General features: G+C 56.0%; 18 protein-coding genes and 1 other RNA gene. 11 read left to right on the forward strand and 8 right to left on the reverse strand.

Annotated features, from left to right (window positions below):
* Positions 1–5: 5 nt before the first annotated feature.
* From SADFL11_RS20835 to tkt, 7 genes are all read right to left on the reverse strand, one after another.
* Positions 6–644 (reverse strand): thiamine phosphate synthase, encoded by a 639-nt coding sequence (locus SADFL11_RS20835; RefSeq protein ID WP_040451026.1) that lies wholly within the window; start codon positions 642–644, stop codon positions 6–8.
* Positions 645–779: 135 nt separating this feature from the next.
* On the reverse strand, positions 780–1,847 hold the full coding sequence (fba, locus tag SADFL11_RS20840) for a class II fructose-bisphosphate aldolase (protein ID WP_008195820.1): 1,068 nt from the start codon (positions 1,845–1,847) through the stop codon (positions 780–782).
* A 216-nt stretch (positions 1,848–2,063) separates the two neighbouring features.
* Positions 2,064–2,444 carry a VOC family protein gene (locus SADFL11_RS20845; RefSeq protein WP_008188624.1) on the reverse strand — a complete coding sequence of 127 codons (381 nt, stop codon included), beginning with the start codon at positions 2,442–2,444 and terminating at the stop codon, positions 2,064–2,066.
* Between the two features lie 24 nt (positions 2,445–2,468).
* Entirely contained in the window at positions 2,469–3,662 is a 1,194-nt protein-coding gene (locus tag SADFL11_RS20850) for a phosphoglycerate kinase (protein WP_040451025.1), read from the reverse strand.
* Between the two features lie 16 nt (positions 3,663–3,678).
* The gene (locus tag SADFL11_RS20855; RefSeq protein ID WP_040451024.1) at positions 3,679–4,302 is read right to left on the reverse strand and encodes a LysE family translocator; all 624 of its coding nucleotides are present in this window, start codon (positions 4,300–4,302) and stop codon (positions 3,679–3,681) included.
* A 102-nt stretch (positions 4,303–4,404) separates the two neighbouring features.
* Positions 4,405–5,415, reverse strand: coding sequence for a type I glyceraldehyde-3-phosphate dehydrogenase (gap, locus tag SADFL11_RS20860; RefSeq protein WP_008190614.1), 1,011 nt, complete (start codon positions 5,413–5,415; stop codon positions 4,405–4,407).
* Positions 5,416–5,554: 139 nt separating this feature from the next.
* The gene (gene tkt, locus SADFL11_RS20865; protein WP_008188908.1) at positions 5,555–7,543 is read right to left on the reverse strand and encodes a transketolase; all 1,989 of its coding nucleotides are present in this window, start codon (positions 7,541–7,543) and stop codon (positions 5,555–5,557) included.
* 444 nt (positions 7,544–7,987) lie between these two features.
* Here tkt and SADFL11_RS20870 point away from each other — a divergent pair, with 444 nt between their 5' ends.
* From SADFL11_RS20870 to SADFL11_RS20900, 7 genes are all read left to right on the forward strand, one after another.
* The gene (locus SADFL11_RS20870) at positions 7,988–8,266 is read left to right on the forward strand and encodes a DUF4164 domain-containing protein (protein ID WP_040452559.1); all 279 of its coding nucleotides are present in this window, start codon (positions 7,988–7,990) and stop codon (positions 8,264–8,266) included.
* A gap of 6 nt (positions 8,267–8,272) precedes the next feature.
* On the forward strand, positions 8,273–8,650 hold the full coding sequence (locus SADFL11_RS20875; RefSeq protein ID WP_040451023.1) for a cell division protein ZapA: 378 nt from the start codon (positions 8,273–8,275) through the stop codon (positions 8,648–8,650).
* An 89-nt stretch (positions 8,651–8,739) separates the two neighbouring features.
* Positions 8,740–8,894: non-coding RNA, 6S RNA (gene ssrS, locus SADFL11_RS20880), on the forward strand.
* A gap of 55 nt (positions 8,895–8,949) precedes the next feature.
* The gene (locus SADFL11_RS20885) at positions 8,950–9,528 is read left to right on the forward strand and encodes a 5-formyltetrahydrofolate cyclo-ligase (protein WP_008188888.1); all 579 of its coding nucleotides are present in this window, start codon (positions 8,950–8,952) and stop codon (positions 9,526–9,528) included.
* Positions 9,529–9,568: 40 nt separating this feature from the next.
* On the forward strand, positions 9,569–10,396 hold the full coding sequence (locus SADFL11_RS20890) for a TIGR00282 family metallophosphoesterase (RefSeq protein ID WP_008189430.1): 828 nt from the start codon (positions 9,569–9,571) through the stop codon (positions 10,394–10,396).
* A gap of 96 nt (positions 10,397–10,492) precedes the next feature.
* Positions 10,493–11,239 carry a YebC/PmpR family DNA-binding transcriptional regulator gene (locus SADFL11_RS20895; protein WP_040451022.1) on the forward strand — a complete coding sequence of 249 codons (747 nt, stop codon included), beginning with the start codon at positions 10,493–10,495 and terminating at the stop codon, positions 11,237–11,239.
* A gap of 79 nt (positions 11,240–11,318) precedes the next feature.
* On the forward strand, positions 11,319–11,615 hold the full coding sequence (locus SADFL11_RS20900; protein ID WP_040451021.1) for a MazG-like family protein: 297 nt from the start codon (positions 11,319–11,321) through the stop codon (positions 11,613–11,615).
* Here the strand turns inward: SADFL11_RS20900 and SADFL11_RS20905 are convergent.
* Positions 11,604–12,365: a sulfite exporter TauE/SafE family protein gene (locus SADFL11_RS20905; RefSeq protein ID WP_008192161.1), complete on the reverse strand. Its 762-nt coding sequence runs from the start codon at positions 12,363–12,365 to the stop codon at positions 11,604–11,606. The two genes, SADFL11_RS20900 and SADFL11_RS20905, sit on opposite strands and share 12 nt — an antisense overlap.
* Positions 12,366–12,460: 95 nt before the next feature.
* Between SADFL11_RS20905 and ruvC the strand changes: the two genes are divergently transcribed.
* From ruvC to ruvB, 4 genes are read left to right on the forward strand one after another with little or no spacing between them, the layout of a single operon-like run.
* Positions 12,461–12,976, forward strand: coding sequence for a crossover junction endodeoxyribonuclease RuvC (gene ruvC / locus SADFL11_RS20910; RefSeq protein WP_008196595.1), 516 nt, complete (start codon positions 12,461–12,463; stop codon positions 12,974–12,976).
* Positions 12,973–13,590, forward strand: coding sequence for a Holliday junction branch migration protein RuvA (ruvA, locus tag SADFL11_RS20915; protein ID WP_008196538.1), 618 nt, complete (start codon positions 12,973–12,975; stop codon positions 13,588–13,590). The genes ruvC and ruvA overlap by 4 nt, the downstream gene beginning before the upstream one ends.
* Positions 13,587–13,832, forward strand: coding sequence for a hypothetical protein (locus SADFL11_RS20920; RefSeq protein WP_008196106.1), 246 nt, complete (start codon positions 13,587–13,589; stop codon positions 13,830–13,832). The genes ruvA and SADFL11_RS20920 overlap by 4 nt, the downstream gene beginning before the upstream one ends.
* The gene (gene ruvB / locus SADFL11_RS20925; protein ID WP_008192220.1) at positions 13,822–14,865 is read left to right on the forward strand and encodes a Holliday junction branch migration DNA helicase RuvB; all 1,044 of its coding nucleotides are present in this window, start codon (positions 13,822–13,824) and stop codon (positions 14,863–14,865) included. Before SADFL11_RS20920 ends, ruvB begins: the two co-directional genes overlap by 11 nt.
* Positions 14,866–14,972 lie beyond the last annotated feature (107 nt).

Below are 14,972 nucleotides of genomic sequence, written 5' to 3' on the forward strand. Positions count from 1 at the left end.
GGCTGTCAGTCAACCTCCGGGAACGGGTGCGCTTCAAGCACCGTGTTGGCATCTGAAATTGTTTTGGCGATGTCTTCAGAATGCCAGACAGCGTCCTTCAGGGCAACGAAGTCGGCGCCAGTGGCCGCCACTTCGGCAAGTGTATCAAGTGTGTTGCCCGCCAAGGCGACACAGGGTGTCTCGAAAAGTTCCGCCCACCAATTGGCGCCTGACAGGGTCTTGTCGTGGGCGGTTTCTTTTTCCGTCAGATCCAGCTTGCCGAAGAACAGGTAGTCGACGCCGGTCTCTGCCAATTCCATGGCATCATGTTTCGTTTTGGTTCCACCTGTCCCGACGACCCGGTCTGGCTGGAAGCTCTCCACGGCGAGCTTTACGTCTTCAGGGGACTTGTCGACATGGACCCCATCGGCGCCAGAGCGGCCTGCAGCTTGTGTGTCACCATAGACCAGGGCGGCTGCGCTGCCGTCCTGGATGATCGGGACAAGAACATCTGCCGCAGCCTGAATGTCTTTTGTTGACGCATCCGGCATGTAGATCATCACACACGCGATATCTCCGCCCGCGAAAGCTTGCTTCAGCTGATCTGCAAGCGTTGCGGTATCGAACGCAGGCGGTGTCACAAGGAAAAGGCGGGGTCGGTTCACGAATGTCTGTCCTGATACATCTTGAATTTGGCAACGTATTGCCGCTGTTTCTTGTCCCTAAAGACGGCGAAAGAGGGACGCAAGGCCCCTCTTTCAAGTTTTTGATCTGACCATCGTGTCAGATGCTGCCAATACTCAGGCGATCTTCGGATCCAAGCTACCATTTTGGTAGCGGGCAGCCATGTCGGACAGCGTGACGATTTTCTTGATCTTGGACGCTTGGCCTGCGGTGTTGAACGCTTCCAGACGGGCCACGCAAAGCTTTTGCATCGCTTCGCGTGCTGGCTTCAGGTATTTGCGCGGATCGAATTCGCCAGGGTTATCCTGCAAGATCTTGCGGATTTGACCTGTGATGGCCATGCGGTTGTCGGTGTCGATGTTGACCTTGCGCACGCCGTTTTTGATCCCACGCTGGATTTCTTCGACCGGCACTCCCCAGGTTTGCGGCATTTCTCCACCATACTGGTTGATAATGTCCTGAAGATCTTGTGGCACCGAAGAGGACCCGTGCATCACAAGATGTGTATCCGGCAGGCGGCGGTGGATCTCTTCGATTACGTGCATTGCAAGGATGTCACCGTCTGGCTTGCGGGTGAATTTGTAGGCGCCGTGGCTTGTGCCCATGGCAATTGCCAGCGCGTCGACCTTGGTTTCCTTGACGAATTTTACCGCTTCATCCGGATCGGTCAGGAGCTGATCTTCTGTCAGCTTGCCTTCAGCACCGTGACCGTCTTCCTTGTCGCCCATTCCGGTTTCAAGGGAACCTAGAACACCCAATTCACCCTCGACCGAGATGCCGCCGAGATGCGCCATGTCGGTCACGGTTTTTGTGACGCCGACGTTGTAATCCCAGGACGCAGGAGTTTTGCCGTCCGCTTCCAAAGAGCCGTCCATCATGACGGATGTAAAGCCAGCCTGAATGGCTGTCATGCAGGTCTGAGCCGCATTGCCGTGGTCCAGGTGAACACAGACCGGGATGTGCGGGTAGATTTCGACAACCGCATCCATCATGTGCTTGAGCATAACATCATGTGCGTAGGCCCGTGCTCCGCGGGAGGCCTGAATGATCACTGGCGAATCGGTCTGGTCGGCTGCCGCCATGATGGCCAGCGCCTGTTCCATGTTGTTGATGTTGAATGCCGGCACGCCGTAATCGTTTTCGGCAGCGTGATCAAGCAGCTGGCGGAGTGTAATGCGGGCCATCTATGTCTCCCAGAAGCCGGTATCGCAGCATCCACATTAGGGTTGTATTACGATCCGGGTGTTGCGGTGCGTCAATCTCCGGTGGTTCTATCAAGAATCCGGCAGAGGAAAAGGGGCGAGAGGTTTCTTAAATCAATTTAATTTCAAGGCGATGCCGGTTTCTACCCGGTTGTGATTAATTTGACCTATGAATTAAATCATGCATTTTTCGAGGCTTCAGCCGCCAGCCTTGATCAGTGAGCTCACATCGATGATGGTTCCTGCTGGATCGCGCAAGATCATCCGTCGCTGTCCATAGGGCATGTCGCGCGGTGCTTCTATGATGTTTGCACCCAACTCCGATGCTCTGTCGTGAACCGCATCGCAATCGTCAACGACAAACGTCAAGATGATGCCTGCGGGTTGATGCCGGGCGGCCTCAGGCACAATCTCATGACTTGTGAGAAGTATACCAAGCTCCAAGCCCGTTCGATCAGGGGCCTCCAGGTTTACAAACCAGTCAGAAGAGAACTTCACCGTGTAACCCAGGAGCTTCTGATAAAAGGCCGCGGTGACCGCGACCTCTTCAGTCAGAATGTTTGTAAAAGCGCGCTGCATTTCAATCTCCCGAAGCGCTGTTGATCAGCTTTCCAAAGCCTTTACGCCCGGCAGTTCCTTTCCTTCAAGCCATTCAAGGAATGCGCCGCCTGCGGTCGATACATAGGAGAAATCGCTTGCAGCTCCTGCATGATTGAGTGCTGCCACCGTGTCACCGCCACCGGCAACAGAGTTCAGTTTGCCGGATTTGGTGTTCTCGGCAGCGTGCTTGGCAGCCGCCACAGTCGCAATATCAAACGGGGCGATTTCAAAGGCACCGAGGGGCCCATTCCAGACCAGGGTCTTGGCAGCGTCGATTTTCGACTTCACCACCTCAACGGACGCTGCGCCAACATCCAGGATCATGCCATCCTCAGGTATAGCGTCCACCGACACGGTTTCGTTGTCAGCGCCTGCCTTGAACTCCTTGGCGACAACGGCATCGACCGGCAGCACGATTTCGCAGCCAGCGGTTTCCGCAGCAGCCATGATCTTCTTTGCCGTGTCCGCGAGGTCATGTTCGCACAGCGACTTGCCGACATTGACGCCTTTGGCGGCCAGGAAAGTGTTGGCCATGCCACCGCCAATCACCAGCATGTTCACTTTGGCAACGAGGTTCTCCAGAAGGTCGATCTTGGACGAGACCTTAGCGCCGCCCACAACAGCCAAAACAGGGCGAACCGGTTCACCAAGCGCGGAGCCGAGTGCTTCTAGCTCTGCCTGCATCGTCCGGCCTGCATATGCTGGCAGAAGTTGGGCGATGCCTTCCGTCGAACCATGCGCCCGGTGGGCTGCGGAAAACGCGTCATTTACATAAACGTCGCCGTTGGCGGCGAGCGCTTTTGCAAACTCCGGATCGTTCTTTTCTTCGCCTTTGTGGAAACGGGTGTTTTCCATCAGAAGGACCTGGCCGCTTTGCATGACCGCAACGGCGCCGGCCGCTGAGGGGCCCATGCAGTCTTCCGCAAAGCCAACGGTCTTGCCAAGCAAGTCGGAAACGGCTCGCGCAACTGCTGCAAGGGACATTTCCTTCACCTTTTCTCCTTTTGGGCGGCCAAAGTGTGCAAGCAGAATGACCTTGGCGCCTTTTTCGGAGAGTTCCTTGATCGTTGGCAGAACCCGTTCGATACGGGTTGTGTCGGTGACTTTGTAATTGTCCATCGGAACGTTGAGGTCAACGCGTACGAGGACACGTTTGCCTGCAAGATCGGTGATGTCGTCGATTGTCTTGAAAGTCATGAGATCCACCTAGTTGTCAGGGGCGGGTTGAACTGGTTGTAACAGCGATGCCGATCCCGAAAAGGGTCAAGAGAACGCCGAAGGACCGTTCCATCCAGAGTTTTGCGCGGATGAATTGCTGGCGCACTGGCGGCAGCGTGAAGAAGAAGGTGACAAGCACGAACCAAAGGAATACGCCGCTGGCCATGATCACACCGTAGCTGACCTTGGTCCAAAGCGCTGTTTCCGGGGAGGTGACCTGCAGAAAGACGCTGAGAGCGAACATTGTCGCCTTGGGATTTGTCACGTTGGTGAAGAAACCCCAGCGCAGGGCCTTGAGCGGCGGCATACCGGCAAGTGCGCTGTCTGCGGGCATTTCCCTTGAAGCTGTCCGGTACATGGTGACGCCTAGAAACACCAGATAGGCTGCGCCGATGAGCTTGAGTGCGTTAAAGAGAAAAATGGACTGCGAGACGATCAGGCCGATCCCGGCAAGAGCGTAAGTAACGTGAACGCCCAAGGCGAGGGCGATGCCAAGTGCGGTCATGATACCGGCCAAACGACCGCCGATGAGCGCGTTGCGAAGGACAACGGCGAAATCGGGGCCAGGAACGATGGCAACAACAATCGTTAGTGAAATTACAGTGAAAAGCTCGAGCAAGCGTGCCCCCAGGTTGGATGTTTTAAGCAAACAAAAAGCGGATGCAGGAGACCTGCATCCGCCTATATGTCATAGCAGATGGCTGTCCATCCAGACCATGTATTAGATCAGTTTTGCCATCGCAATGGCTGTGTCTGCCATCCGGTTGGAGAAGCCCCACTCGTTGTCATACCAGGACAGCACCGACACCATCGTACCGTCCATGACCTTGGTCTGATCCATATGGTAGATTGAGGAGTGCGGATCGTGGTTGAAGTCGACGGAGACGTTCTTGTCTTCGGTGTAGCCGAGAACGCCTTTGAGCGCGCCGCCAGCTGCCGCTTTGACAGCAGCATTGATTTCTTCAACCGTGGTTTCGCGCTTGGCGATGAACTTGAGGTCAACCACTGAGACATTCGGGGTCGGAACGCGCATTGCGAAGCCGTCCAGCTTGCCGTTCAGTTCCGGCAGGACAAGGCCTACAGCTTTGGCCGCACCGGTTGAGGTCGGGATCATGGACATGGCCGCTGCACGGGCGCGATAAAGATCCTTGTGCATCGTATCCAGGGTCGGCTGGTCGCCGGTGTAGGAGTGAATTGTCGTCATCATGCCTTTTTCGATGCCGACGGAATCGTGCAGAACCTTGGCGACCGGTGCCAGACAGTTGGTGGTGCAGGATGCGTTGGAAACGACAAGGTCTTCAGCCGTCAGGGTGTCATGGTTGACTCCGTAAACGATCGTCTTGTCGGCACCAGACGCTGGTGCAGAGACGAGGACGCGCTTTGCGCCGGCATCGAGGTGTGCGGCTGCTTTGTCCTTCGAATTGAAAATGCCTGTGCATTCCATGGCGATGTCGACACCCAGTTCTCCCCAAGGCAGTTCTTTCGGGTCGCGGATCGCGGTTACCCTGATCGGTTTACCGCCGTCGATGGAAATCGTGTCACCGTCAACTGTGACCGTTGCCGGAAATTTACCGTGGACGGAATCATAGCGCAGCAGGTGAGCGTTCGTCTCGACCGGGCCGAGATCGTTGATGCCGACGACCTCAATATCAGTGCGGCCAGATTCGACAATGGCACGCAGAATGTTGCGGCCGATACGGCCAAAGCCGTTGATTGCTACCTTGGTTACCATAGTTTTCTCCCGCATTTGGAGCCAGCTTAGGCCCTGCGCCTATTCAAAGGCTACTATATCTAATCGATTTAAAGGCAAAATGAACGCCAAAAAAATCCCGGCAGCGTGCTGAGACGCCGCGCTGCCGGGAAACGTTACATCAAGCGTTGAGATTTTCCTTGGCTGCAGCAACAACAGCATCCTTCGTGATGCCGAAGTGCTCGTACAGTTCCTTGTAAGGTGCACTGGCACCAAAGCCGGTCATGCCGATGAACAGACCGTCATTGCCAATAAACCGGTCCCACCCCATGCGGATGCCGGCTTCGACGGCGACCTTGACCGGGCTGGAGCCAATGACGGCCTCCTTGTAATCTGCAGACTGTGCTTCGAAGAGTTCAAAGCTCGGCACGGAAACAACGCGAGCGGCAATGCCTGAGCCCATCAGTTCCTTGTGCGCGTCAACGGCGATCTCCACCTCAGAACCCGAGGCAAAGATCGTAACGGCTGCGTCATCTTCGCTGTCGATCAGAACATACGCGCCGTTTGCGCTCAGGTTCTTCTCTTCAAAAGTCTTACGCTGGGACGGCAGGTTTTGACGTGTCAGGGCAAGAACGGACGGTCCATCCTTGTTCTCCAGCGACAATTGCCAGCATTCCAGCGTCTCGGTGATATCAGCCGGACGGAAGAACGTCAGGTTCGGGATCGCCCGAAGCGCGGCAAAATGTTCAACCGGCTGGTGGGTCGGGCCGTCTTCACCCAGACCGATGGAATCGTGCGTCATGACGTGAATAACGCGCTGGTTCATCAGGGCTGCGAGGCGGATCGATGGACGGCAGTAGTCGGAGAAAATCAGGAACCCGCCGGAATAGGGGATCAGGCCGCCATGCAGGGCCATGCCGTTCATCGCGGCTGCCATGCCGTGTTCGCGAATGCCGTAGTGGATGTAGCGGCCTGAGAAGTCATCCGGGGTGACAGGGTTGGTTTGAGCCGTTTTGGTGTTGTTGGACCCCGTCAGATCGGCAGATCCACCGATCGTTTCCGGGATGACACCGTTGATGACACCAAGGACAGCCTCGGACGCTTTGCGCGTTGCCATGGTCGGTTGTTCTTCGGCAAGCTTCTTCTTGTAGTCGAGTACAGCCTGCTCAAACCCTGCCGGAAGATCACCGCGGTTGCGGCGTTCAAATTCAGCGCGGGTTTCGGTGTCCGCATCGTTAAAGCGCTTCTGCCAATCCTTGTGAGCGTGGGCTGAACGAAGGCCGGCAATGCGCCAGGCGTCCAGAATGTCGCTTGGAACCTCAAATGGCTCATGCGGCCAGTTCAGTGTCTCGCGGGTGCCTGCGATTTCCTCAGCGCCGAGGGGAGCGCCATGAACCTTGGCCGTACCGGCCTTTGTCGGGGCGCCGAAGCCGATGGTTGTTTTTGCTGCGATCAGTGTTGGTTTGTCGCTGGCCTGTGCCTGCCGGATTGCAGCTGCGATGCCATCAGGGTCGTGCCCGTCGACATTCAGCGTGTTCCATCCGGAAGCAGCAAAACGGGCGACCTGATCGGTGGAGTCTGTGATGCTGACAGCGCCGTCGATCGAGATGCCGTTGTCGTCCCAGATCACAATCAGTTTGTTCAGTTTCAAGTGACCTGCGAGCGACAGGGCTTCCTGACTGATACCTTCCATCAGGCAGCCGTCGCCGGCCAGCACGTAAGTATAGTGATTGACGAGATCCTTGCCGAAACGCTCTTCTTGCAGGCGTTCCGCGATCGCCATACCGACGGCATTGCCGAGGCCCTGACCCAGCGGGCCTGTGGTCGTTTCGATACCCGCACCATGACCAAATTCCGGGTGACCAGCGGTCTTTGCGCCCAGCTGACGGAAGTTTTTCAATTCTTCGAGCGGGAAGTCTTCATAGCCGAGCAGATACAAAAGGCTGTAAAGCAGCATGGATCCGTGACCCGCCGACAGAACAAACCGGTCGCGGTCAGCCCAGCTCGGCGCGGTCGGGTCAAACTTCAAAAATTCTGTAAAAAGGACAGTGGCGATATCGGCCGCGCCCATTGGCAATCCAGGGTGTCCGGATTTGGCCTGTTCCACGGCATCAATGGCAAGAAAGCGGATTGCATTCGCCATGCGCTGGTGTTTTTCAAGATCGCTCATCTGTGTCCCGTCGCTTGCGTTGGAGCCCCTGCCGCCAGCGTGGACCGTCCGGCGTGGAGGTGTAAGGTGCGTTGTTTCTTTAAAGGCAACTGTTGTCAGTTCCGATCAGGCGCCAGACAAATATCAGGAACGGTCAGCGAGTCAATAAAGCCCTGAATAGGGAAAGAGGGAATAAATTCCGCATTTGGGGGTTATCGAATTGAGGAAACTAACAATGGTGCCATTGACGGGAAGAATACGGTGCACCTAATCTCAGCTGCCGGAGCCGGATTTGCCTTTTTTGATTTATCAGGTTGCCAGGAAAAGCGCGAAACCCGCTGGTTGTTTGCGGACGCTGCTTTTTTCATGCGAAAAAGCTACGCTGAGGGTATGGCATAACACAAAGCGGCAAAAGCTGCTCCAAGAGGGATTGAGGTGACGCTTTATATGGCGGAAGTCGATGTCATGGAAAAGACGAGCCTGTCCGATGCCGTAAAGCGCCTTGAAACCGCCCTCGGCCAGTTAGAGACTGCCGTCCAGCGCCGTTTGGATGCAGACCGTTCTCTCAATTCCCTTCAGGACGATCTGCAGCGTATGGGGGAGGACAGGTCTCAGTTGGCTGCCTCTTTGGACGAAAGCGAAGCACGCGCGTCCCGGCTTGAAGAAGCCAACAAAGATGTTTCCCGTCGGCTGGTAACCGCCATGGAAACGATCCGCAGCGTTTTGGATACCCACGGAGGCTGATGCGGTTTGGCTCAGATTAGCGTAACCATCAATGGCAAGTCCTTCCGGATGGCGTGTGATGATGGCGAAGAGCAGCGCCTCGAAGGATTGGCTGCGCGGTTCGATGGCTGGATTGGCGAGCTCAAATCCGCCTTCGGTGAGATCGGTGATCAGCGCCTGACTGTGATGGCCGGCATCATGGCAACCGATCAGTTGTCGGAACTGGAACGTAAAGTCACACGGCTGGAACAGGAGTTGGCGGTCGCCAAAGATCAGCAAGTGGCTGCCCTTAATAATATGAGCCAGAATGAACAGGATCTTTCGAGAGCCGTAAACACCGCTGCGGCGCGCATTGAAAGCCTTGCGGACGGACTTACGAAGAGCCTGCGCACGGCCAACGACTGAGCGGCCAAATCCGCGCTTCTCAAGACTTCGTTTGCGATCAACGCGGCGCCGCACTGGTAATTGCGCAGGCTTGCCTCTATATGCGGTAATCGTGGCTGCCCGATTTGTCAGGACACTTATCCCCGGGGCCTTACGCATTCCTTAGGGAGCTGTCCCTGCTTTGGGCCGTGGTCCGTTGCATACGGCGCCCACCTACTTTGTAGGTTCTCCGGGATTGCACATCCAACGGTCGGGTGGCTACGCAGCTTGAACAAGTCTCGTTTAAGCCGGGCCGGTCAAAACAGATGATATGAGCGCCCATGACGACAAATCTCTCACTCGCAGACGAAAAACAGCGGCTCCGCAAAGAAGCTCTGGCGCGCCGCAAGGCCATGCCCGAGGTCGTGAGGATCGAGAAAAGCCTGGCTCTTGCCGATCACGTTTCTGATCTCCCGATCCCGGAGGGAGCAGTCGTTGCAGGCTTTTGGCCGATCCGGGACGAGATCGATCCGCGTCCTTTGCTGGACCGTCTTCGTCAGAATGGCCATACCTTGTGTTTGCCCGTTGTCGCAGACCCTTATTTGATTTTCCGGAAGCTGGACCGGGGATGTGCAATGGAAGACGCCGGTTTTGGAACAATGGCACCTGGACCGGATGCAGAGGAGCTGCGGCCGGATGTTCTGTTGATGCCGCTTGCAGGGTTTGACCGGCAGGGCAATCGGATCGGGTATGGCAAAGGCCATTATGACACCGCGATCTCTTCTCTTGAGAAATCAGGTCCGCTTCTTTGCATTGGCCTTGCGTTTGCCTTGCAGGAGGTGGAGCTTGTCTCGGCAGAAGGGCACGACAAACCCCTCGCTGGGATATTAACGGAAGACGGTTACCGATCGTTCTGCTAATGGATGGCCGTTTGGCGAAGTCGGCGTTCTGTGAGGATTGATGCGTATTCTTTTTCTGGGGGATTTGGTGGGCCGTGTCGGCCGAACGGCAGTCATTGAACAACTGCCGGACTTGGTAGAAGAACAGCAGCTCGATTTTGTCATCGTCAACGGCGAAAACTCCGCATCCGGTTTCGGGATCACCGAAGCGATCCTTCAAGATGTTTTGGATGCTGGTGCAGATGTTGTGACCACTGGCAACCATGTGTGGGACCAGCGGGATACACTCGTCTACATCGAACGTCAGGACCGTTTGCTGCGGCCGGTCAACTATCCGGCGGGGACGCCGGGGCGGGGTGCGCATCTTTTTACCGCGCGAAATGGTGCCCAGGTCATGGTCGCCAACGTCATGGGACGTGTCTATATGGATGCACTCGATGATCCGTTTGCGGCGATTGACAAGATGGTTGGCGACTGTCCGCTTGGGGATGTCGCAGATGCCATTATTATCGATGTTCATGCAGAAGCCACCAGCGAGAAACAGGCGATGGGCCATTTCCTCGACGGCCGGGTGAGCCTGGTGGTTGGCACGCACACGCATGTGCCGACGGCAGATCATCAGATTCTGGAAAACGGCACAGCCTACATGTCTGATGCCGGGATGTGCGGCGCTTATGACAGTGTGCTGGGGATGGACAAGGAAGAGCCGGTCAATCGCTTCCAGCGCAAGATCCCTGGCTCCAGATTCACACCGGCAACTGGTGCCGCGACCATTTGTGGTGTGGCGATCGAAACAGATGATAGGACCGGACTGGCCCAAGCGATTGCACCCGTCAGAATTGGCGGGCGTCTTGAACCGGTTCTGCCGCCTTTCTGGTCTGCAAGTTAGTTCCGCATTTTCAGGAACTGGATTTTCCGTGCCAACTTGCCTATAAGCGGCGCAGTTTTCGTTAAAAGCAAATCCGACTGAGAGCCGAGAAGAGCCATGGCAGGCCATTCAAAATTCAAGAACATCATGCACCGCAAGGGACGTCAGGACGCCGTTCGTTCCAAGATGTTCTCCAAACTGTCCAAGGAAATCACTGTCGCTGCGAAGATGGGCGACCCGGATCCGGACTCCAATCCGCGTTTGCGCCTGGCGGTGAACAACGCCAAAGCTCAGTCCATGCCGAAAGACAACATTCAGCGCGCGATTAATAAGTCGCAAGCTGGCGATGCGGAGAGTTATGACGAAATCCGCTATGAGGGCTACGGTCCGGCCGGTGTTGCTGTCGTTGTTGAGGCCTTGACGGATAATCGCAACCGGTCGGCGTCCAACATTCGATCCTACTTCACCAAGTGTGGCGGGTCTCTTGGTGAAACCGGTTCTGTGTCTTTCATGTTTGACCGCGTTGGCGAGATCATTTACAAGCCGGAAGCCGGCGAGGCGGATGCCGTTCTTGAAGCGGCCATCGAAGCCGGTGCCGAGGACGTTCAATCCGATGAAAACGGACACACGATCTACACGGCATTTGAAGATCTGAACGATGTCGCAAAGGCATTGGAAGAGGCGCTGGGCGAAGCAGACTCCACAAAAATCATCTGGAAGCCGCAGAATTTGACACCGGTCGATGCCGACAAGGCCCAAACGCTGATGAAACTGATCGACATGCTGGAAGATGATGATGACGTCCAAAACGTCTACACCAACTTCGATGTTGATGAAGAAACAATGGCAGAACTGGCTTCGTAAGGCCCTCGAAACACCGATTGTCAGACCCCGGATTTTCCGGGGTTTTTCTTTTTGATCATTGAACCTAAAGCTCGGCGCTATGTTTCAGATTTTCGAACTCACCCAAGCAGATCCGAAGTCTCTCCTTCAGCGCACCTTGAAACTGTCCGAGGAAACCGGCGAGTTGGCGGAAGCTGTGCTTTCAGTCACCGATGCGCCTGGAAGTGCCTACAAGGCGCATACGCTTCACGATGTGCGCGAGGAAGCGGCCGATGCGGCTTTGGTTGCCTTAAGTGTTTTGGCGCAAACGTGCGAAACTTCCGAAGAATTTTCGGCAGAACTTGACCGCTTGATGCGAGAAAAGTCTGCCAAGTGGCAGGCGAAACTAGCGGAGTAATGGATCTAATAGCGGCAGACTGGTGATGGCTGCAATGGCGATGAGCATGTTTGCGATCCACCTGTATGTCCGCTGGTTTGAACCTGTAAAGCCCTTGGACCCGAGAAAAAGCGCAATTCCGTATACCGGTATGGCCATGACCAGAAGCCGGGCGACCTCAATCGTGAAAAATCCATTCAGGATGTAGGCGACAAATGCTCCTATGCTCGCCAGCGGGAAAAACATGATCAGGTTGGCGCGGATGACGGGCGTGTCGTTCCTGCCGGAAAGCCAGAAAGCGGCAACCGGCGGTGCAGAGACCTGTGAGACACCGCCCAGAACTCCGGATACTGCTCCAACGCCAAATGAAACCGGAGGCGTTGGGTGTTTTTGATAGCGCCACCCGGACACCACGAGTGCCAGGGTGGCTGCGACGACAGCACTGATTATCCAGCGCAAGGTCAATACGTCCATGGTCGCCAGAAGCCACGCTCCGGCATGGACAAATAGGACAGATCCAAACACTGCAGGAAGCACCGTCGACCAGTCGCACAAATGAAGTGCCCGGCGGACCAGAGGCAATGAGACGATGCTGTCGATGAAGAGAAACGTGGCGGCCGCCGTTGAAGGGAGCATCACACTTGCGGCGATCGGCATGAAAATCATTCCTGCGCCAAATCCTGCAAAGCCCCGGATATACCCGGAAACAAACAGGATCGCCGCCAGAAAAACCAGCAACTGTGGGGAAAAAGACGCCAGAATGTCGAACATGCAATCTCGCAATTTGCGGAAAGACGCTGTGGGAAATGTTCGTAAGCAGCGCTTTAACTGGCGTCAATGGGCAAGTTTTGTTACCGATTTGTTCCATGACACATGCGATTCGATTGCTGGGCATTGACCCCGGCCTCCGGCGGACCGGGTGGGGCATGATCGAGGCGGCCGGAAACCGGCTCTCCTTCATTGCTTCAGGGACCGTGACTTCCGACAACAAGAAGAGCCTTGCAGAGCGCCTGGTCGAATTGCATGACGGGTTGACCGCAGTTGTGCGTCAGCACAATCCGGCGGAGGCTGCAGTCGAGCACACCTTTGTCAACAAAGACGCAGGTGCAACTCTCAAACTTGGTCAAGCGCGTGGTGTAGCACTTCTTGTTCCTTCTCTCGCCGGGCTGTCTGTGGCCGAATATGCTCCTAACCTGGTGAAGAAAACCGTGGTCGGAACCGGGCATGCGGAAAAGGAACAGATCCGGGCGATGGTGAAAGTCTTGATGCCGCGAGCAACCTTCAATTCGGACGACGCTGCCGATGCGCTCGCGATCGCCGTCTGTCACGCCCAGCACCGGGCTACCACGGCTGCGCAGCTCAAAGCGCGGGGGGCAGCATGATCGGAAAACTGAAGGGTACAATCGACAGCTATGGTGAGGATCACGTGATCCTTGATGTCCATGGCGTCGGGTACCAGGTGCACTGCCCGTCGCGGATTCTTCAAGCTTTGCCGCGGGCAGGGGAGGCAGCCGTCCTGTTTATCGAGACAATTGTGCGCGAAGACATGATCCGACTTTATGGATTTGCGGCGGAAGCCGAACGGGAATGGTTCCGTATTCTGATGACGGTGCAGGGCGTTGGTGCAAAAGTGGCGCTGGGCATACTCGGGATCTTGAAGGCAAGCGAAGTTGCCAATGCCATCGCGCTGGGCGACAAGGCCACGATTTCCCGGGCGCCTGGTGTTGGCAAACGGGTCGCAGAGCGGATCCTCAGCGAGCTGAAAGACAAGGCGCCCGGTCTTGCGAGCATTGATCAGGATACGATTGCTGTCTCTCAGACGGTGGCGGACAATGTCGCGGCTCGTCCGGTTGCAGAGGCCGTATCGGCCTTGACAAATCTTGGCTATGGGCAACCTCAAGCGAGTGCCGCTGTTGCTAAGGCGATGCAGTCTGCGGGCGAAGATGCGACAACGGAAACCTTGATACGTCTTGGGCTGAAGGAGCTCGCGGGATGATTGTTTTTACCTATGCCGTTATTGCGATTTCTTTCGTCGTGCTCGGGATCGGCGGGATCATGTATCTGGACCATCGATTTTCTCTGACGGTTGGTGATCGGCCGTTCGCGATTAAGGGTCGCCGGATCGAGACCGATGATCCTTTTGTCCGGAAACAGTTCCGGAAGTTCTATGCCATCCGAGTCGCCTACTCATTGTTCCTACTCGTCTTGTTGTTCGTGGTGGTCAGCCATGTCGGATGACCAGCGCATCGTATCTCCGGAAATCCGGGGCGATGAGATCGACAGCACAATGCGCCCGCAAGCGCTTGATGACTTTGTCGGTCAGGCGCAAGCCCGTGCGAATCTGAAGGTCTTCATTGGTGCGGCCAAGGCGCGTGGGGAAGCTTTGGATCACGTCTTGTTCGTCGGGCCTCCCGGGCTCGGCAAAACAACCCTTGCCCAGATCATGGCGCGCGAACTTGGCGTGAACTTCCGGGCGACTTCCGGGCCGGTCATTGCCAAGGCGGGTGACCTTGCAGCTCTGCTGACAAATCTGGAAGAGCGCGACGTTCTTTTTATTGACGAGATCCACCGGCTCAACCCGGCCGTTGAGGAAGTCCTTTATCCTGCAATGGAAGACTATCAGCTGGATCTGATAATCGGGGAGGGACCAGCCGCGCGCTCAGTGAAGATTGATCTTGCGAAATTCACACTGGTTGCAGCCACCACGCGTCTGGGACTTCTCACAACACCTCTGCGCGACCGGTTCGGTATTCCGGTTCGTCTGGAGTTCTATACGGTGCCAGAGCTGGAGCACATTGTTAAACGCGGTGCATCCATCCTTGGGATCGGTATTGCTGAAGATGGCGCTCTTGAGATCGCGAAACGATCCCGGGGAACGCCGCGTATCGCGGGGCGACTGCTGCGCCGGGTGCGGGATTTTGCGGTTTTCGAAGGTGCCGAAAAGGTCGACCGAGCCTTGGCGGATAAGGCCCTGCGGCAGCTGGAGGTTGATGGCGCTGGGCTCGATAGCCTGGATCGGCGCTATCTCAATCAGATCGCCGTCAACTTCGGCGGCGGGCCGGTTGGGATCGAGACGATCGCAGCCGCCTTGTCTGAGCCGCGCGATGCCATTGAAGAAATCGTGGAACCCTACCTTATACAAAACGGATTTTTGCAGCGGACACCGCGTGGACGCATATTGACGCCGACCGCATTTTCGCATCTTGGCCTTGCCGTGCCCTCCCGGCCGGACGGGCCGCAAATGGGTTTGTTTCTCGAATCTGATCAGTGACCCTTAAGACGAGCGTTCCTTGAGGTTTCGGCTAACTTATCTCTTTGAGCAAATGCTTCTAAAGATGTCTGCAGTTTTAACGGTAGGGATTTTTACTAGTTAACCAA

Origin of the sequence: Roseibium alexandrii DFL-11 (genome assembly GCF_000158095.2) — a bacterium.
GTDB lineage: Bacteria > Pseudomonadota > Alphaproteobacteria > Rhizobiales > Stappiaceae > Roseibium > Roseibium alexandrii.